Here is a 17,145-nt window from a genome sequence, read left to right on the forward strand (position 1 = left end):
CTAAAAGGAAAATCGAGATGCTCAAACGCAGGGTGAGACAAGGAGTCATGGGGTGAATCTTGAAACAAAATGGCTGGAAGATTTTGTAGCGCTAGCCAATACGCGCAGCTTCTCTGCGTCAGCACGCCAGCGACACGTGACCCAGCCGGCCTTTAGTCGCCGTATTCGCGCGTTGGAGCAGGCCGTTGATGTCACCTTGGTAGATCGTTCAACTACCCCCGTGGGGTTAACGCCCGAAGGGCAGCTGTTTTTGGTTACTGCGCGCAATCTGGTCGAACAGTTAAACGAATCGCTTAGCCATTTGCGCGGTCTCTCTATCGCCAATGAGGCGCTGGATATTGTCGCGGCGCACTCCCTGGCGTTGAGTTTTTATCCGCCTTGGATCTCTCGCCTGCAGCAGGGTTTGGGCGAGTTGCCGACCCGCTTGGTGGCCATGAATGTGGGCGAGGCAATACATGTGCTGCGAGAGGGCAACTGTGATCTGATGCTCGCCTACTATGACCCTTTTGCGACGATGCAACTGGACGCTGAAGTATTCCCCTCTTTCTCAATTGGTAAGGTCAATATGCTGCCCGTTTCGTTACCCGACGAGCATGGGAAAGCAAAGTTTTCACTCCAGCACGACACCTCCATTCCCTATCTTTCGTACACCCAGGGGGCCTTTTTAGGGCGCAGTGTGCGCATGCTGCTGAAAAATGACCCGCTGCGTATGAAGCTGCGTACGGTATATGAAACGGCCATGGCTGAAGGCCTGAAGGGAATGGTATTACAAGGCGTTGGCGTCGCATGGATCCCCGACTTTTGTATTCGTGAAGAGCTGAAAAGTGGCCGTTTGGTGAGGGCAGGCGACCCTAGCTGGGATATCCCCCTGGAAATCCGCTTATATCGCTGCTCGATGGTGCATAAGCCCGGCGTAGAGCGTTTATGGCGGCAGATGATGAAGCTGCCGCGGGATTTCCTACAAGCCTAGGGCCTGTTGACGTTTAGCTACTGCCAAAATCTGCGGGTAGCCCTAAAAAGTTCTGAATGATGAAGAAGTGATCTTCAAACAGGCTGTCGGGCTCGAGATCTGCAAGTGCTACCCAGCGCGCATGATCACCGCCTTTAACGGGCTTTAGGCGTGGCAGCTGCTGATCGGGGCGTAGCGCAAAATAGAAAGCTTCCGCCAAGGTGCGCCCGCGCCAGCTGCGGTGGGGTTCATCAAACAGGCGTTGCCCACGCAGCGAGCCTTTGAGTACAGGCTCAGGAACCTTTAAGCGAATGCGTTCGCGAAGTTCACGCAAGCAAGCATCCAGCAGCCGTTCATGGGGGTTAATAAACCCTCCCGGCAGGGCATAAAGGCCTTTGCCCGGTGCCGCCGTGCGTCGTACCAGCAGCACATGGCCTGACTGCACGACCACTGCGTTGACCGTGACAAAAATAGGCGGGTAGGGCGCGTGAGCCCAGGCCTGACGGTACTGATCCAACAACTGCTGCTCTTCGATCAGGCGCTGATAGGCGCCCTCATTGCAAAAGTGTTTGACGCTCTCCACCACCCCTGGCGGTAAATCGTGGTAAGCGCCGGTACTCAGGTAGTCATTCGTTGAGCTCGGCGAGCGAAACAGTCGCTCACGTATTTGGCTGGCTGAAATCCCCTCCACCGACGGCACGCTGACAGACTCCCACTGAGGAAACAGTGAAAGGTAGTAGCTTGACTGGCCGCGGCTGGCTCCGATCAAGCCAATACGTGGTAGGCGAGCATTGGCAGGTGCAGCTAAATCGCGCACTTTGCGCTGCACATCGCGCACCCAAACATCGTCGTTATAGAGGGCGTCGAGTAGCGGGGTGATCTCCAAGCGTTGATTATCGGCGTCGTCAAATCCCGCGCGAAGCATGGCTTGTCGTTCGTCGAATCGCCAGGGGTTACGCAGTGAGCGAGCCTGCCAAGAAGAGCCTACCAACACAATGACCTGCCGTGCGCGTTTGAGCGCTTCACGAATGACCGCGAGATGCCCCAGATGTGGCGGCTGAAAACGGCCAATAAACACCAAACAGTCGAAATCGCAGGCAGTCGCAGAGCGCGAAGTATCAGTGGCCATCCAAGCTTCCTTTTTCGTTTGGTGAACTCAGAGATGCAACCTACCAGAAAACTGCGCTAAACGCTGTGGTTAGGTATGCTAGAAAAATAGGATGTTGATAACGCTTATAAAAAGCCCCGTTACCCAGAGCACAGGGAGTGAATATGATTAAACGCGCCGCTATCTTTTGGTGGAAAGTAGTCCAAGACGCCACGTCACTATGGTTGGAGCGTAATGCCTTTAGCTACGCAGGTTCGCTAGCGTTCTATACACTTTTCTCATTGGCGCCTACCATTATTATCGCTGTCACAGTTATCGGTGTCGTGATGGGAGAAGAGGCGGCTCAGGGACAAATTGTAGCGCAACTGCAAGGTACCTTAGGGGTTGACGCAGCTGTCGCTATTCAAGACGCCGTCGCTCAATCCAGGATTGAGGAGTCGGGTATCCTGCCAACGCTATTGGGCGTAGGAGCCCTGGTGATCGGTGCAACAACCGTTTTCGCCCAGATGCAATTTTCGCTCAATACCATTTGGGGCGTAACGGCAAAGCCCACTTCTAATAGCGCTTTACGTTTTATTAAAAGCCGGTTGCTATCGTTAACGGTGGTGCTCTCCATCGGATTTATACTGATGGTATCGCTGGTATTAGGCGTCGTTTTGCGCGGTATGCTCCAGGCCGCCGATAATCTGGTGCCTTATGCCAGCTTACTGACAACGTCAGTTGAGTCGCTGGTCTCGCTGGCTGTGGTCACCTTACTATTTGCCACCATTTTTAAAGTACTTCCCGACGTTGTGTTGCGCTGGCAAGATGTGTTGATTGGCGCAGTCGTCACTGCCGTACTGTTTACTATTGGGCGCAGTGTAATCGCGATTTACCTGGCGTATACGGCTACAGCATCTACCTATGGCGCCGCCGGGTCGGTAGTCATGATTTTGCTATGGGTCTACTACAGTTCACTAATATTGCTGTTTGGGGCGGCGTTCACCCGCTCATTGCTACTACGCCGTGGCCGCCCGCTGATTCCGCGTAACAGTGCAGTGATTGTCAAACGTGAGTATGTTTAACACTCCGTTCAGAAGCGCCAAGGTAAGGAGGTAAGTATGAGTGATTGCTGTGTACGTGCCCTTGTGACCGGTAAGGTGCAGGGGGTCTGGTATCGCCGGGCTACCCAAGAGAAAGCCCTTCAGCACGGTATCACCGGCTATGCCAAAAACTTGCCCGATGGCCGGGTTGAAGTGTTGATGTGTGGTCACTCCGACGCAGTCAAGCTGCTAAGCGAATGGCTATGGCAGGGCTCAGAAGGTGCACAAGTTACCCATGTAGAGCTCGAGGTGCTGGATAACTGCCGCGCCCCGAGCCACTTTGCCACCCAGTAAAGCCTATTGGGAGCCTCTAATGAGACGGCAGGTCTCTATTGGGCACCTTTCCATTCAAGGATATTGTTAGCTGTCAGGCTAACAATATTCTGGCGCGCTTCTGGTGTAATCCAGGCGTTGTGAGGCGTGACAATTAAGTTTAGCGGCTCGCTGAGTGCATCCAGCAGTGGGTGCCCATCTCTGGGTGGTTCAGCGGGCAGTACATCAACGCCTAATCCACCCAGCTTGCCGCTACGCAGCGCCTCTAACGCTGCCACTTCATCGATAACCCCGCCGCGGGCGCAGTTGACCAGTAGCAGTGAGTTCTTGGCGCGCGTTAAGCGCTCCCGATTGATCAAGTGCTTGGTGGCCTCGCTCAACGGGCAGTGCAGGCTGATAACATCGGCATCGGGAAGCAGGTCGTCCAGGGCAGGGCGCTTATCATTAGCTTCTTTGCCGGGGCGGGCGGCGAAGGTGACTTGCATGCCAAAGGCTTCCGCCAAGCGTGCTACTTCGGTACCTAACTCGCCTTGTCCGACCATCACTAGCTGTTTACCTGCCAGTTGGAGCGTTGGGTAATCCTGCAAACAGAAGAAGGCGCTACGCTGCCACTCGCCTGCGGCGACATCGCGCTGATATTGGGGAAGACGATTGGCTAACGCGAGCATGAGCATCAAAGTGTGTTGGGAAACGCTGGCAGTGCCGTAAGCCGCGACGTTTTTAACTTCAATGTTGTGTTCTTTTGCGCTTTCAAGATCGATATTATTGAGACCTGTCGCCAATACGCATATTAGCCGCAGTTTTGGCAGTTGCTGCAGCGTTTCGGCGTCCAGCACTACCTTGTTCACGATCGCTACATCGGCGTTAGCAAGGCGTTCCCGCGCTTGTTGCGTGGTACTCTGCTCAAACACCTCAAGGTTTGAAACCGTCTCTTTAATGGCGGCCAAATTGATCTCGGGGCCGAGACTTTGCGCATCCAGTATCACCGCATGGGGCATTTTCTTCTCTCCATTAACCGCAGGGGGCTGTATAACCTTGCTCGTCAGGGGGCACAAAAGGGTATAATGGCGGCGCTTTATCAACCGCAGCCTTGGAATTTACCCCGACTGGCCACATATTGCAGCCTGGCAGCGTTTGTGTTCGCCATTGTTCTTTCTTTTCAGAACGAGTCTTTTAGATAGAACTGGATTTGTCAGAGCTGGGTCTTTAGAACTGAGCCTTTAGAGCTGGGTCTTTAGAATCAGGCCTGTCAGAACTAAGCTTGTCAGGGTTGAGCTTATTAGGAGTCATTAAGATGCCCATCTATGAATATGAGTGCAAGGCCTGCGGCCATCGCATGGAAAAATTGCAGAAGATTAGCGCCGATCCTCTCAAGGATTGCCCTGCATGCCAAAGTGATGGCTTGGAACGGCTTGTCTCGGCAGCGGGATTCCGTTTGGCCGGCGGCGGTTGGTACGAAACTGATTTCAAAACGGGTAGCAAAAAGAACCTGGCCGCTGATGGCAAAACTGCCTCTGCAGATGCCGGTAAATCAAGCGATTCCAGCGCTACCGCTAAGAGCGACACTCCCAAAGACAAGGGCGCCGCGGCATAGCCGCGGCAGTCAGGGTCGGGACGCCCGCGACACACTCATTGCCACGTAACAGAACAGGATTTGACATGCGCAGCCATTATTGCGGCCAGCTAAACGAAACTTTGGTGGATCAAACGGTTACGGTATGCGGATGGGTTCATCGCCGCCGTGACCACGGTGGGGTAATTTTCCTCGATATGCGCGATCGCGACGGCATCGCACAGTTCGTGGTCGACCCTGATACCGCCGAGGCATTCGCTAATGCCGACCGTGCCCGCAGTGAATTTGTCCTGCGTATCACTGGTCGCGTTCGGCTGCGCCCAGAAGGCACCCAAAACGCCAACATGCCGACGGGTATGATTGAAGTGTTGGCAAAAGACGTTGAAGTGCTCAACACCGCCGTTACCCCGCCATTCCAGCTGGATGAGCATGGCAAGGTCGGCGAAGAAGTGCGCTTAAAGCATCGCTATATCGATCTGCGTCGCCCGGATATGATCGAGAAGCTGCGTCTGCGCTCGCGTATTTCTCATAACGTGCGCGCGTACCTCGAAAACCAAGGCTTCCTGGATATCGAAACGCCGGTACTCACCCGCGCTACGCCAGAGGGTGCTCGTGATTACCTGGTGCCTAGCCGTACCCACGCGGGTAGTTTCTTTGCACTGCCTCAGTCGCCGCAACTGTTTAAGCAGCTGTTGATGGTGGCGGGCTTTGACCGCTACTACCAAATTGCCAAGTGCTTCCGCGATGAAGATTTGCGCGCCGACCGTCAGCCTGAGTTCACTCAGATTGATATCGAGGCGTCGTTTGTGGAAGAGAACGACATCATGGGCATTACCGAAGCCATGATTCGTCAGCTTTTCCAGGACGTGCTAAAAGCCGAACTCCCTGAGTTCCCGCGCATGACCTGGCAGGAAGCGATGGACCGCTTCGGTTCCGATAAGCCGGATCTGCGTATCCCGCTGGAACTGACCGATGTCGACGACCTGATGCAGCAAGTCGATTTCAAAGTCTTCTCTGGCCCCGCCAGCGCGGATGATGGCCGCGTAGCGGCGCTGAAAGTACCCGGCGGCGCCAAGCTATCGCGCAAAGAGATCGACGAATATACCAAGTTTGTCGGCATCTACGGCGCCAAAGGCTTGGCGTGGATCAAGGTCAACGAGCGCGCCAAAGGGCTTGAAGGTCTGCAGTCTCCGATCGTCAAGTTTATGGAAAACATCGTTGAAGAGCTGCTCGACCGCGTGGGCGCAGAAGATGGTGACATCATCTTCTTCGGTGCCGATAAAGCCCGTATCGTTAACGAAGCCATTGGCGCGCTGCGCGTCAAGCTCGGTGCTGATCTGGAACTCTATACTCAAGAGTGGGCGCCACTGTGGGTAGTCGACTTCCCAATGTTTGAAGCCGACGACAGTGGTCGCCTGAGCCCGCTGCACCACCCCTTTACCGCGCCTTCCTGCACACCGGAAGAGCTCAAGGCAGACCCCGCCAATGCGCTTTCACGCGCTTACGATATGGTGCTCAACGGTACCGAATTGGGCGGCGGCTCTATTCGTATCCACGATCAGACCATGCAGAGCACGGTGTTTGAGATTCTAGGCATCGGTGAAGAAGAAGCCCAAGAGAAATTTGGCTTCCTGCTGGATGCACTTCAGTATGGTGCACCGCCTCATGGTGGCTTAGCCTTTGGCTTGGATCGCTTGGTCATGCTGATGGTCGGTGCCAAAACTATTCGTGAAGTCATCGCCTTCCCGAAAACCCAAAGCGCTGCCTGTTTGATGACCAATGCACCGGGCGAAGTCAGCCCCGAGCAGTTGAAAGATTTGAACATCCGCCTACGTCAGAAAGTCAAAGCGGAACCCGCCGCCGAATAAATCGGTTTGGATGGCTGCTCAACACCGACGCCACGGCGTCGGTGTTTTTGTATGTTCTAGTCACACGAGTATCGACGCCATGGTAGAGCAAAAGCCCGTCGTACCCATTCGCATTTTGGGCATAGACCCTGGCTCCCGGGTAACCGGTTACGGGGTGATCGATATTATTGGCGTTAAACCCTGCTACGTAGCGAGTGGCTGTATCCGCACGGCAGAAGGGGCCTTGGAGCAGCGCTTGGCGCAAATTTACGCCGGTCTTAGCGAAGTCGTCGGCCTGCATCGACCCTCCCAGGTGGCCATTGAACGGGTATTTATGGCCAAAAATCCCGATTCAGCGCTGAAGCTTGGCCAGGCTCGGGGGGCGGCAATGGTGTGTATGGCCAATCATGGCTTGAGCCTTGCCGAGTACGCCGCGCGGCAGATCAAGCAGGCGGTGACCGGCCAGGGCGGCGCGGACAAAGAGCAGGTGCAGCATATGGTGACCGCCATTCTGCAGCTCTCCGCTACTCCCCAGGCCGATGCCGCCGACGCGTTAGCCATTGCGTTAACCCATGCTTATAACGGCTCTGTGTTTAGCAGCCATGGCTTGCCCGCTGCGCCATCTCGGGGCCGCCGTCGCTCGACTGGACGCTGGCGGCTTTAATTCCCGCTGTACCGCTGGCTGAACTACTGGTCACCTGTACAGAGTCGCTTTATAGTAATCACCTGTTTTTCACTCTATTTTTTTCATTCCGGTGCGAGCGTATTTATGATTGGACGTCTGAGTGGTCAGCTAGTGGCAAAGCAACCTCCCTGGATTGTAATCGACGTTCATGGCGTAGGTTACGAACTAGAAACCTCAATGAATACGCTGGTCGCACTTCCTGCGATTAACGAGAGCGTCTCATTATTCACCCATTTAACCATTCGTGATGATGCCCACTTACTCTATGGCTTCGGCCGTGAGCATGAACGTGCTCTGTTCCGCGCCTTGATCAAGGTCAATGGCGTAGGGCCCAAGCTTGCACTCGCCATCCTGTCGGGTATGGACGAAGACGCCTTTATGCGCTGCGTCCGTGATGACGACAGCAAAGCGCTGACAACCCTGCCAGGAGTGGGTAAGAAAACCGCAGAGCGGCTGATTATTGAAATGCGCGACCGTTTTCCCGAGTGGGAAGATGGCAGCGACGCGCTACTGCCCCTTGAAGCCACCAATGGCCGTGCTTCTACCCGCGATAGTCTTGCCGATGCGGAAGCCGCGTTAGTTAGCTTGGGGTATAAACTGACTGAGGCGTCGAAAATGCTCGCCGATATCGACCCCAATCAGTCTACCGAAGCGCTGATTAAAGCCGCGCTCACCCAGCGCATGGGTGGCTAAGCAGGCAGCGGTGTGAGTACGAAATTGTGGGTAGTGGATAGACCTTTGTGAATAGACCTTTTGAATCGCCATAAAGAAGAGCACCTATGTTAGAACACGATCGGCTGATCGCCGCTGAGCCTGAACAGGGGGAGGGGCGCATTGATTACGCGATTCGCCCCAAGCGGCTGGATGACTATATTGGCCAGCCGCGTGTGCGTGAACAACTGGAAATCTTTATCGGCGCCGCGCGGCTGCGTGAAGAGAGCCTGGATCACACTCTGGTATTTGGCCCCCCAGGGTTAGGTAAAACGACCCTTGCGCATATTATTGCCACCGAGATGGGCGTCGGTATGAAGTCGACTTCCGGGCCGGTACTCGAGCGGGCAGGCGATCTAGCCGCCATGCTGACTAATTTAGAGCCTGGCGATGTACTTTTTATCGATGAAATTCATCGCCTGTCACCGGTGGTCGAAGAAGTGCTCTACCCGGCCATGGAAGATTTTCAGCTCGATATTATGATTGGCGAAGGGCCTGCGGCACGTTCGATTAAACTGGATCTTCCCCGCTTCACCCTGGTGGGCGCCACGACCCGGGCAGGATTATTGACCTCCCCGCTGCGTGACCGATTTGGTATCGTGCAGCGGCTTGAGTTTTATAACCTGGAAGAGCTAACAGAAATTGTCTCGCGTTCAGCGCGCTTGTTAGGAGTTGAAACCAGCCATGATGGCGCCATTGAAGTGGCCAGGCGTTCAAGGGGCACGCCGCGAATTGCCAACCGACTGCTACGCCGGGTGCGAGATTACGCCGAAATGAAAGGTAACGGCGTCGTCGATGTCGCCATGGCTGATGCGGCTCTCAATATGCTTAATGTGGATCACCACGGCTTGGATCATATGGATCGGCGGCTACTGCTGGCCATGATCGATAAATTTGACGGTGGGCCGGTGGGTATTGACTCACTCGCCGCGGCGATCAGTGAAGAACGTGACACGATCGAAGACGTTATTGAGCCCTATCTTATTCAGCAGGGCTTGATGATGCGCACTCCCCGCGGCCGGGTGGCCACCCGCCAGGCGTGGCTGCACTTTGAGCGCGTGCCCCACGAACAGGCAACCGATATGGAGGGAGAGCGCCGTCCGTGAGTAGCTGCACAAGAGAAGGTTATCGACTGCCGCTGCGCGTTTATATGGAAGATACTGACGCAGGCGGCATTGTCTACTACGTTAACTACTTGAAGTTTATGGAGCGTGCGCGTAGTGAATGGCTCCGCCAGTTGGGCCTGAATCAGCAAACGCTGCTAGACGAAGGTACACAGCTAGTGGTATACCGCTTGGCCTGTCACTACGCGAAACCGGCTTACTTGGATGACGCGTTGGAAATTAGTGCTCACGTTACCAACGTTGGGCGCTGTCGGATGACATTTGAACAGCAGGTTTGGCGTAATGAGGAACTCCTATGCTCTGCCACAGTCGAGATAGCCTGCTTGAGCACCGAACGTTTACGGCCAAAAGCATGGCCAGCATCGCTTAAAGTTTTGACCCAGGCCTCTTAACCAAGAGGTCACTCACTGCGTCGGCAATCCCGACCCTAATAGATTGATGAGGGCACCTGTGAACGATAACACCATGTCCATTCCCCATTTGATAATGAATGCCAGTACTGTAGTGCAACTGGTAATGCTGCTGCTACTGGTGGGGTCGATCCTCTCTTGGGTAGTGATTTTTCAGCGCAGTATTGCGCTGGGCCGCGCCAAGAAAGAGTACAACCAATTTGAGGAGTCTTTTTGGTCAGGTGTCGACTTAAACGAACTCTATCGTGAGATTCCTGCCGATGACCCGCGCCACGGCGCCGAGCATATTTTTCAAGCTGGTTTTCGTGAATTTAACCGTTTGATGCCTAAAACCCGTGACCCGGATACCGTGCTGGAAGGCGTTCAGCGTAGCATGCGCGTAGCGTGGTCTCGGGAAGAGGATCGCTTAACCCAGCATTTAGTGTTTCTTGCCACGGTAGCCTCAGCTAGCCCCTATATCGGCTTGTTCGGCACTGTATGGGGCATCATGGGGTCGTTTCAGGCACTATCACTGACTCAGCAAGCGACCCTTGCTACGGTGGCTCCCTGGATTGCTGAAGCGCTCATTGCCACAGCCATGGGTCTATTTGCGGCGATTCCAGCGGTGATTTTCTATAACCGCCTATCCAACTCGTCTTCTCGCCTGCTGGGCAAATATGAAGACTTTGCCGAAGAGTTTCACGCTATCCTGCACCGCAATTTGCAAGGTCGTGACGGCAAACCGAGCGCCAGCTAAGGGAGAGAGCCATGCAAGGACCATTCAATCGTAGCGGCAAAAGCAAGCCAATGGCGGAGATTAACGTCGTCCCTTTCATTGACATCATGCTGGTACTGCTGGTGGTCTTTATGATCACCGCGCCCATGTTGACCCAGGGCGTACAAGTTGAGTTGCCGCAAGTCACCTCTCAGCCCATTGATATCCAGGAGGATAATGATCCGATCATTATCTCGGTTGATAGCGACGGTGGGTACTTCATCACGCTTGGGGAAGACTCCACGTCGGTGTCGCTGGATGAGATGTCCTCACGAGTGACAACGATTATAGAGCGTCGCCCAGGCACACCGGTAATGGTACGCGGCGACCGTAATGTGGCCTACGGTCAGATTGTCGTCTTGATGAGCACTCTGCAAGGCGCTGGCGTGGCTAATGTGGGGCTGCTATCTGAGCCGTCAAAAGATGGGTAAGGGCAAGGCGCAGCACATGGCACTGAAATCCCCGCGCGATCCTCAAGACGTCGGCTATAAGTGGCCGACTGTTCTGGCGATAGGTGTGCACGTAGCGATTGTAGCGTTTAGCTTGATCAGCCTGCCTAATCGAGACGCAGAACCTGACAGCTCCTCGATCGTACAGGCAACGCTGGTAAGCACCGAAACCTTTACTGACCAGGCGCAGCAAGCAACGGAAGAGCAGGCGGCGATGAATGCGCCTGCTGAAGCCCCCACCGAGCCTGATGCACCGGAAGAGCCTTCAGCTAGTGAACAGCAGGCCGCAGCCGAGCAGCAAGCCGCAGAAGAAGCCGCTCAACAGGCGGCGGAAGCCGAGGCGCAGGCGCTAGAAGAAGCACGTGCGGCTGCGGAAGCTGAGGCCCAACGTAGAGCTGAAGAAGCGGCTGAGCAGGCCGAACGGCAGGCTGCTGAAGCGGCTGAACGTGAAGCCGAAGCGGAAGCTGCCGCAAAGCGCCAGCGTGAAGTGGAAGAGGCACAACGCCAGCAGGAAGCCGCCGAGCAGCAGCAACGCGAAGAGGCAGAAGCAGAACGCCAGCGCGAAGCCGAAGAACAGCAGCGCCGTGAAGCGGAAGAAGCCGAGCGTCAGCGCGAAGCTGAAGAGCAGCAGCGCCGTGAAGCGGAGGAGGCTGAACGCCAACGCGAAGCTGAAGAACAGCGATTGCGTGAGCAAGAGGAGGCTCAGCGAGAGCGAGAGGCCGAAGCACAGCGTCAGCGTGAAGCCGAAGAGCAGCAGCGTCGTGAAGCAGAAGCTGAGCGCCAACGCCAAGCCGCAGAAGCTGCCGAGGCGGCTATGCAGCGCCAACTGGACGGTGAGGCCGAAGCAGCTGCCAATGCCCAGCAGGCTGAGCAGGCTGCAAATAATTTCAGCAACATAATGAAACGAGCTATTGAACAAGCCTGGATAATTCCTGGTGGATCAAGTGATAGTATGCGGGCTTCTGTCAATGTGCGTCTGGGGCCTTCGGGGGAGGTATTATTAGTAAACGTAACATCATCGAGTGGCGATAGTGCCTTTGATCAATCCATTATTCAGGCGGTTGAGCAAGCGGCACCGTTTTCTGAGCTACTACAATTATCAGAAGATCAACAGCGTGAAATCCGACGCAATATCACTTTGAACTTTTCCCCAGGGGGAGTCCGTTGATGCAAACTCAAGTGTTAAAGAAATTTTGGTTATTGTGCTTGCTGTTCACTTTTAGCAGTGTGGCAAGTGCTAACTTAACCATTGAGATCACGCGGGGCAGCGATCAAGCGCTGCCGATTGGTGTCGTGCCATTCGCCGGTTCAGACGGCCTTCCCGAAGATGTAGCACAGATTGTTCAAGATGACCTTGAACGCAGTGGCTATTTTGCCCCCTTGGCGCGCAGCGCTATGTTTGAGCAGCCTAGCCAATCTGACGATGTGCAGTTCGGTACCTGGCGTTCGCTGGACGTGCGCTATCTGGTCGTCGGCCAGGCAGAACAAACTGACGGTGGCTTTGAACTACAGTTTGAACTGATGGATATCAGTGGTCAGCGTCGAATGATCGGTGAAACCGTGACAGTGAGGGGAAATGACCTGCGCGGTGCTGCACACTATATCAGCGATCAAATTTTTGAAGAGATTACTGATATCCGCGGCGCGTTCTCCACCAAAATTGCTTATGTCACGGCCCAAGGTATCGGTGACGATATGCAGTTTGGTCTGTACGTTGCAGACGCCGATGGTCGCCGTAGTGAGCAGGTGTTGACCTCTGATGAACCGATCATGTCACCGGCGTGGTCGCCCGACGGCACCAAGCTCGCCTATGTCTCCTTTGAGACTGAGCGTCCGGCGATCTATATCCAGGATGTGGCGACGGGCCAGCGCGTGCAGGCGACCTCCTTCGATGGCATTAACGGCGCGCCAGCATGGTCACCGGATGGGCGGCGTATCGCCATGTCACTGTCTAAAGATGGCCAGCCTGAAATTTACATTATGGATGTTGCCAACCGTTCAGTAGAGCGCATTACCAATAACAACAGTATTGATACGGAGCCCGCTTGGGCGCCGGATGGACGCAGCCTGTTGTTTACCTCTGATCGTAGCGGCGGCCCCCAGCTCTATCAATATACACTGGGTGGCGGAGAGTCCCAGCGCCTGACATTTACCGGTAATTATAATGCGCGTGGCCGCTTCTCGCCGGATGGCGAGCAAATATTCTTGATCCATCGCTCTAGCCGTGGTTATCAAGTAGCAAGGCAAGACCTAAGCGGTGACCGCTTAGTGGTATTGAGTGAATCAACAAGAGATGAATCTCCTAGTGTTGCGCCGAACGGGACCATGGTAATCTTCGCTACCCAGCAGGGTAACAGTGGGGTACTAAGTGCTGTTTCTGCCGATGGTCGCTCTTCATTCAGGCTGCCGTCAGCACAAGGCGATGTTCGTGATCCAGCTTGGTCACCCTTCTTAAATTGATTAACATCAAAATTTCAGTTTTCAGGCAAGGAGTCTGATTATGCAACTTAAACCGTTGGCTCGCTCATTAGCAGCAGCGCTATCTATCGTGGTAATCGCTGGCTGTTCCAGCACCGGCGGAACCCAAGACGGTGACTCGTACGGTAGCCAGGATGGCAGCACGACTGGGTCTAGCACCTCGGGTACAGGCACGGGTAGTCAGTATGGTTCCACCTCTGGTTCAGGCGCTGGTCAGCAGGCTGATTCACGCATCCCAGAAGTACGCACCATCTATTTCGATTACGACCGCGATACAATTAAGAGCGAGTACGAATCCGTGGTAATGGCTCATGCGCGCTATCTGCGTGCTAACCCGAACGCTCAAGTGGTACTCCACGGGCATACTGATGAACGCGGTACCCGTGAATACAACATGGCGCTAGGGGAGCGTCGTGCGAATGCGGTAGAACGCTTCTTGAATATTCAGGGCGTCTCTCCTTCACAAATGAGCGTGGTTAGCTATGGTGAAGAGCGTCCGGCTGTCAATGGCCAAGACGAGAGCGCTTACGCTCAGAACCGCCGTGTTGTATTTAACTACTGAGCATTTAACGATTGAATGCTTAACCACTGATGAATTCGGCGTGCGGCTTATCGCACGCCGTTTACGTCTACGGAGTCATCATGAATCACAGTCTCAAGCGTTACGTTGAGAGGCTGTGCGGTGCGGGAGCCATAGTGCTCCCGCTGTCCGTATTGCCCCTAACGGCCACCGCTCAACAGCCGCTCGTTCAAGATCTTTCCAACTCTTCCAACAGCAGCTTTTACCAGCAAACGCAGCGCCAGGAAGCGTCCAGCGGTAACCTGGTATTGTTTAACCAGGTGCAGGAGCACCAGCAGGAGATCCAGCAGCTGCGTGGTCAAATTGAAGAGTTACGCCACCAGTTGGAACAGCTGCGCCGTCAATCCCAGCAGCAGTATCTCGATATTGAAGACCGCCTGATGAGCAGCGGTCCAACTCAGATTGAGCAGTCAACACCACCAGTCGAGCCTGAGGCCGCTGAAGAAGTTGTTAACGCGCCTTCGAGCCGCAATGTCAGTGAGGACGCCCAGGCCGATTACCAAGCGGCTTTTGCGCATGTTCAAGCGCGCCGTTTTGATGAGGCGATTGCGGCCTTTGAGGCTTTTGTTAGCGACCATCCTGATACTAGTCTAACGGCTAATGGTCACTACTGGCTGGGCGAGCTATATGCTGCAGAAGGCGAGCTGGATGCCGCCGACCAGGCATTTAGCCGTGTGATCGAGGAGTACAGCGGCAGCAGTAAAGTGCCGGATGCGATCTATAAGCTAGGCTTAGTGAAAGCACGTAAAGGCGAAGCAGAGCGCAGCCGTGAGCTACTCGAGCAAGTGCGCGATGACTACCCGCAAAGCAGTGCCGCGGGCCTTGCCAATGACTTTTTACGCCAATCAGCAAGTTAATATCTTTTGCTTCAAGGAATCAGCATGAGCTGCAAGATCGACTATCAACCAGCGCCCAACCTATTGGAAAATCGCATCGTGTTGGTAACCGGCGCAGGGGACGGGATTGGCCGTGCGGCAGCGTTGAGCTATGCCCAACACGGAGCCACCGTGATTCTATTGGGGCGCACTATTGCCAAGTTAGAGCGCGTTTACGATGAAATCGAAGCGGCCGGTGGCCCCCAGCCAGCGATTTTTCCGCTCAACTTTGAAGGCGCTACGCTAAAAGATTTTCATGATATGGCGGAAACGCTGGATAAAGAGTTTGGCCGTTTGGACGGGGTGTTGCATAACGCTGGGTTGTTGGGTCGCATCACGCCTTTCGAGCAGTATAACCCTGAGCTCTGGCAGCAGGTGATGCAGGTGAATATCAATGGGCCCATCTGGATGACCCAGGCACTATTGCCGCTACTGCAGGCGTCTGACGATGCATCGGTGATATTCACCTCCTCCAGCGTTGGCCGTAAAGGCCGCGCCTATTGGGGAGCGTACTCGGTCTCTAAGTTTGCCACTGAAGGGTTTGTCGAGGTGTTGGCCGACGAATTGGATAACCAGTCCACGGTACGCGTTAATTCACTCAATCCGGGTGCCACACGGACTCAAATGCGGCGTACCGCGTTCCCCGGTGAGGATCCCTTCACACTACGCACCCCGGAAGACATCATGCCTACCTACTTATGGCTTATGGGGCCAGACAGTGCAGGCACCAACGGTCAAAAGCTTGATGCCCAGCCGCCACGGGTATAGCGCTTACTTTTAAACCCCTTATCAGCACGTCGATGCCCGCCGGTACTTACGCTTGAAATTGTCGCTAGCGTCTGAAACCGTTAAGGGCATCGACCAGCGCGTGACACTCTCCAAACCATAAGTCAGCAGGCCACTGTTGATAGTCATCCTCTGCGCTGATATAGCCGTAGCCAACGGCCACGGCCGTCATCCCCGCAGCGACGGCGGCCTCGATATCCCGTGCATGGTCGCCGATGTACCAGCACTGACCCGGCTCAACGCCTAGCCGCCGGGCAGCTTCCCAGAGCGGCTCAGGGGCTGGCTTTTTTACACTCAGGTCATCTGCACATAGTAAGGCGCCCGGCTGAAGCGCCAATGCGTCCAATAACGGTAGCGTATAGCGACGCGGTTTATTGGTCACAATCCCCCAGGGTCGTTGGTTGCCATGCCACTCTTTCAGCCATACATCGAGCGGCGAGAAGACCTGGCTGTGCACCGCGACCGCCTGCTCGTAGGCATCCAGCAAAAACTGGCGTGCTTGAGTATGTCCATCCGCTGTCGCTTCTAACCCTAGCGCCAGCGTCACCAGCGCACTACCGCCGTTAGAGACCTGGCGGCGGATCACTTCAAAGGGAAGTGGCTCTAAGTCGTGGTGAATACGTAGCGCATTGGTTGCGTGGGCTAAATCTGGAGCGGTATCGACCAGGGTGCCGTCTAGATCGAAGAGAATCGCTTGGGGCGCTTGCATCGGCATTTAATCGCTCACCTTACGGCAGTACATCATGTAGTTGACCGAAACATCATGGCTTACCAAACGATAGTGCCGGGTTAGCGGATTGTAGGTAAGCCCCGTCTGCTCACGCACTTCTAAGCCACAGTCGCGAGACCAGGCGGCCATTTCTGAAGGGCGAATAAATTTCGCGTAGTTATGCGTACCCCGGGGGAGCAGTCTAAGCACGTACTCGGCGCCTAGAATGGCAAACGCATAGGACTTGGCGGTGCGATTCAGCGTAGAGAAAAACACATAGCCGCCAGGGCGAACCAGGGCGCTGCAGGCACGAATGACGGAGGCGGGGTCGGGTACGTGCTCAAGCATCTCCATGCAGGTCACTGCATCGTAAAAACCGGGCTTTTGAGCCGCCATGGCTTCCACACTGATGTGCTGATAATCGATCTCGACACCGCGATCTTCCGCGTGCAGCCTAGCCACCGCTAAAGGTGCTTCACCGAGATCAATACCGGTTACTTTAGCCCCGCGGTTGGCCATTGATTCGCTCAAAATGCCGCCGCCACAGCCCACATCCAGCACTTTTTTTCCTGCCAAGCCCGCACGCGCATCAATAAAATCGAGCCGCAAAGGGTTAATCTCGTGGAGTGGTTTAAATTCACCCTGCGGATCCCACCAGCGGCTAGCAAGCGCTTCAAATTTGGCGACTTCTGCTGCATCGACATTGCCTTGATAGTGACCAGCAGTGCTATCCTGTGGTGTCGCTTGCATGT

Annotated in this window: 20 protein-coding genes; 16 read left to right on the forward strand and 4 right to left on the reverse strand. The window is 54.9% G+C overall.

The genetic code is table 11. From position 1 onward, the window contains the following. Nucleotides 1–52: 52 nt before the first annotated feature. Complete coding sequence (locus E0L35_RS18055; RefSeq protein WP_009286686.1) at nucleotides 53–970, forward strand: LysR substrate-binding domain-containing protein; 918 nt, start codon at nucleotides 53–55, stop codon at nucleotides 968–970. Between the two features lie 13 nt (nucleotides 971–983). Here E0L35_RS18055 and E0L35_RS18060 read toward each other — a convergent pair whose 3' ends face one another. Then, a complete protein-coding gene (locus tag E0L35_RS18060) occupies nucleotides 984–2,078 on the reverse strand; it encodes a bifunctional nicotinamide-nucleotide adenylyltransferase/Nudix hydroxylase (protein WP_022523496.1) in 1,095 nt (364 codons plus the stop codon). 143 nt (nucleotides 2,079–2,221) lie between these two features. Here E0L35_RS18060 and E0L35_RS18065 point away from each other — a divergent pair, with 143 nt between their 5' ends. Further along, nucleotides 2,222–3,121 (forward strand): YihY/virulence factor BrkB family protein, encoded by a 900-nt coding sequence (locus E0L35_RS18065; RefSeq protein ID WP_022523495.1) that lies wholly within the window; start codon nucleotides 2,222–2,224, stop codon nucleotides 3,119–3,121. 36 nt (nucleotides 3,122–3,157) lie between these two features. After that, a complete protein-coding gene (locus tag E0L35_RS18070; RefSeq protein ID WP_022523494.1) occupies nucleotides 3,158–3,433 on the forward strand; it encodes an acylphosphatase in 276 nt (91 codons plus the stop codon). Nucleotides 3,434–3,468: 35 nt separating this feature from the next. On the opposite strand, the gene E0L35_RS18075 is transcribed toward E0L35_RS18070, so the two are convergent. Further along, nucleotides 3,469–4,410, reverse strand: coding sequence for a D-2-hydroxyacid dehydrogenase (locus E0L35_RS18075; protein ID WP_022523493.1), 942 nt, complete (start codon nucleotides 4,408–4,410; stop codon nucleotides 3,469–3,471). Between the two features lie 296 nt (nucleotides 4,411–4,706). On the opposite strand from E0L35_RS18075, the gene E0L35_RS18080 reads away from it, so the two are divergent. The 13 genes from E0L35_RS18080 (at nucleotide 4,707) to E0L35_RS18140 (ending at nucleotide 15,666) form a co-directional block, all read left to right on the forward strand. Continuing rightward, nucleotides 4,707–5,006 carry a zinc ribbon domain-containing protein gene (locus E0L35_RS18080; protein WP_133732523.1) on the forward strand — a complete coding sequence of 100 codons (300 nt, stop codon included), beginning with the start codon at nucleotides 4,707–4,709 and terminating at the stop codon, nucleotides 5,004–5,006. A gap of 65 nt (nucleotides 5,007–5,071) precedes the next feature. Further along, nucleotides 5,072–6,853, forward strand: a complete 1,782-nt coding sequence (gene aspS / locus E0L35_RS18085) for an aspartate--tRNA ligase (protein ID WP_022523491.1) — start codon at nucleotides 5,072–5,074, stop codon at nucleotides 6,851–6,853. A gap of 79 nt (nucleotides 6,854–6,932) precedes the next feature. After that, nucleotides 6,933–7,496 carry a crossover junction endodeoxyribonuclease RuvC gene (gene ruvC, locus E0L35_RS18090; protein ID WP_171051189.1) on the forward strand — a complete coding sequence of 188 codons (564 nt, stop codon included), beginning with the start codon at nucleotides 6,933–6,935 and terminating at the stop codon, nucleotides 7,494–7,496. Between the two features lie 105 nt (nucleotides 7,497–7,601). Next, nucleotides 7,602–8,210, forward strand: coding sequence for a Holliday junction branch migration protein RuvA (gene ruvA / locus E0L35_RS18095; protein ID WP_009286690.1), 609 nt, complete (start codon nucleotides 7,602–7,604; stop codon nucleotides 8,208–8,210). Between the two features lie 86 nt (nucleotides 8,211–8,296). Next, nucleotides 8,297–9,334, forward strand: a complete 1,038-nt coding sequence (gene ruvB / locus E0L35_RS18100; protein ID WP_022523489.1) for a Holliday junction branch migration DNA helicase RuvB — start codon at nucleotides 8,297–8,299, stop codon at nucleotides 9,332–9,334. Continuing rightward, entirely contained in the window at nucleotides 9,331–9,744 is a 414-nt protein-coding gene (ybgC, locus tag E0L35_RS18105; protein WP_009286692.1) for a tol-pal system-associated acyl-CoA thioesterase, read from the forward strand. The genes ruvB and ybgC overlap by 4 nt, the downstream gene beginning before the upstream one ends. A 58-nt stretch (nucleotides 9,745–9,802) precedes the next feature. Then, nucleotides 9,803–10,498 (forward strand): protein TolQ, encoded by a 696-nt coding sequence (gene tolQ, locus E0L35_RS18110; RefSeq protein ID WP_007114222.1) that lies wholly within the window; start codon nucleotides 9,803–9,805, stop codon nucleotides 10,496–10,498. A gap of 11 nt (nucleotides 10,499–10,509) precedes the next feature. Continuing rightward, nucleotides 10,510–10,947: a protein TolR gene (gene tolR, locus E0L35_RS18115; protein ID WP_022523488.1), complete on the forward strand. Its 438-nt coding sequence runs from the start codon at nucleotides 10,510–10,512 to the stop codon at nucleotides 10,945–10,947. A gap of 16 nt (nucleotides 10,948–10,963) precedes the next feature. Then, nucleotides 10,964–12,133 (forward strand): cell envelope integrity protein TolA, encoded by a 1,170-nt coding sequence (tolA, locus tag E0L35_RS18120; protein ID WP_230805427.1) that lies wholly within the window; start codon nucleotides 10,964–10,966, stop codon nucleotides 12,131–12,133. Next, nucleotides 12,133–13,425: a Tol-Pal system beta propeller repeat protein TolB gene (gene tolB, locus E0L35_RS18125; protein ID WP_022523486.1), complete on the forward strand. Its 1,293-nt coding sequence runs from the start codon at nucleotides 12,133–12,135 to the stop codon at nucleotides 13,423–13,425. The genes tolA and tolB overlap by 1 nt, the downstream gene beginning before the upstream one ends. A 40-nt stretch (nucleotides 13,426–13,465) precedes the next feature. Next, nucleotides 13,466–14,005, forward strand: a complete 540-nt coding sequence (gene pal, locus E0L35_RS18130) for a peptidoglycan-associated lipoprotein Pal (RefSeq protein WP_009286695.1) — start codon at nucleotides 13,466–13,468, stop codon at nucleotides 14,003–14,005. Between the two features lie 80 nt (nucleotides 14,006–14,085). After that, nucleotides 14,086–14,880: a tol-pal system protein YbgF gene (gene ybgF / locus E0L35_RS18135; protein ID WP_138801038.1), complete on the forward strand. Its 795-nt coding sequence runs from the start codon at nucleotides 14,086–14,088 to the stop codon at nucleotides 14,878–14,880. Between the two features lie 24 nt (nucleotides 14,881–14,904). Continuing rightward, nucleotides 14,905–15,666: a YciK family oxidoreductase gene (locus E0L35_RS18140; RefSeq protein WP_022523483.1), complete on the forward strand. Its 762-nt coding sequence runs from the start codon at nucleotides 14,905–14,907 to the stop codon at nucleotides 15,664–15,666. Nucleotides 15,667–15,730: 64 nt separating this feature from the next. On the opposite strand, the gene E0L35_RS18145 is transcribed toward E0L35_RS18140, so the two are convergent. Together E0L35_RS18145 and ubiG are read right to left on the reverse strand one after the other, a co-directional pair. Continuing rightward, on the reverse strand, nucleotides 15,731–16,399 hold the full coding sequence (locus tag E0L35_RS18145; protein ID WP_022523482.1) for an HAD-IA family hydrolase: 669 nt from the start codon (nucleotides 16,397–16,399) through the stop codon (nucleotides 15,731–15,733). Further along, the gene (gene ubiG / locus E0L35_RS18150) at nucleotides 16,400–17,143 is read right to left on the reverse strand and encodes a bifunctional 2-polyprenyl-6-hydroxyphenol methylase/3-demethylubiquinol 3-O-methyltransferase UbiG (protein WP_022523481.1); all 744 of its coding nucleotides are present in this window, start codon (nucleotides 17,141–17,143) and stop codon (nucleotides 16,400–16,402) included. It lies immediately after the preceding gene. Between the last annotated feature and the right edge of the window lie 2 nt (nucleotides 17,144–17,145).

Source organism: Halomonas sp. ATBC28 (assembly GCF_005937175.1).
Taxonomy (GTDB): Bacteria; Pseudomonadota; Gammaproteobacteria; order Pseudomonadales; family Halomonadaceae; genus Vreelandella; species Vreelandella titanicae.

Coding starts and splice junctions, on each gene's coding strand:
- ruvC (WP_171051189.1), top strand. CDS start 6,933: ATGGTAGAGCAAAAGCCCGTCGTACCCATTCGCATTTTGGGCATAGAC.
- E0L35_RS18070 (WP_022523494.1), top strand. CDS start 3,158: ATGAGTGATTGCTGTGTACGTGCCCTTGTGACCGGTAAGGTGCAGGGG.
- tolA (WP_230805427.1), top strand. CDS start 10,964: ATGGCACTGAAATCCCCGCGCGATCCTCAAGACGTCGGCTATAAGTGG.
- ybgF (WP_138801038.1), top strand. CDS start 14,086: ATGAATCACAGTCTCAAGCGTTACGTTGAGAGGCTGTGCGGTGCGGGA.
- pal (WP_009286695.1), top strand. CDS start 13,466: ATGCAACTTAAACCGTTGGCTCGCTCATTAGCAGCAGCGCTATCTATC.
- E0L35_RS18075 (WP_022523493.1), bottom strand. CDS start 4,410: ATGCCCCATGCGGTGATACTGGATGCGCAAAGTCTCGGCCCCGAGATC.
- tolB (WP_022523486.1), top strand. CDS start 12,133: ATGCAAACTCAAGTGTTAAAGAAATTTTGGTTATTGTGCTTGCTGTTC.
- ruvB (WP_022523489.1), top strand. CDS start 8,297: ATGTTAGAACACGATCGGCTGATCGCCGCTGAGCCTGAACAGGGGGAG.
- ubiG (WP_022523481.1), bottom strand. CDS start 17,143: ATGCAAGCGACACCACAGGATAGCACTGCTGGTCACTATCAAGGCAAT.
- E0L35_RS18080 (WP_133732523.1), top strand. CDS start 4,707: ATGCCCATCTATGAATATGAGTGCAAGGCCTGCGGCCATCGCATGGAA.
- E0L35_RS18065 (WP_022523495.1), top strand. CDS start 2,222: ATGATTAAACGCGCCGCTATCTTTTGGTGGAAAGTAGTCCAAGACGCC.
- ruvA (WP_009286690.1), top strand. CDS start 7,602: ATGATTGGACGTCTGAGTGGTCAGCTAGTGGCAAAGCAACCTCCCTGG.
- tolR (WP_022523488.1), top strand. CDS start 10,510: ATGCAAGGACCATTCAATCGTAGCGGCAAAAGCAAGCCAATGGCGGAG.
- E0L35_RS18060 (WP_022523496.1), bottom strand. CDS start 2,078: ATGGCCACTGATACTTCGCGCTCTGCGACTGCCTGCGATTTCGACTGT.
- aspS (WP_022523491.1), top strand. CDS start 5,072: ATGCGCAGCCATTATTGCGGCCAGCTAAACGAAACTTTGGTGGATCAA.
- E0L35_RS18140 (WP_022523483.1), top strand. CDS start 14,905: ATGAGCTGCAAGATCGACTATCAACCAGCGCCCAACCTATTGGAAAAT.
- E0L35_RS18145 (WP_022523482.1), bottom strand. CDS start 16,399: ATGCCGATGCAAGCGCCCCAAGCGATTCTCTTCGATCTAGACGGCACC.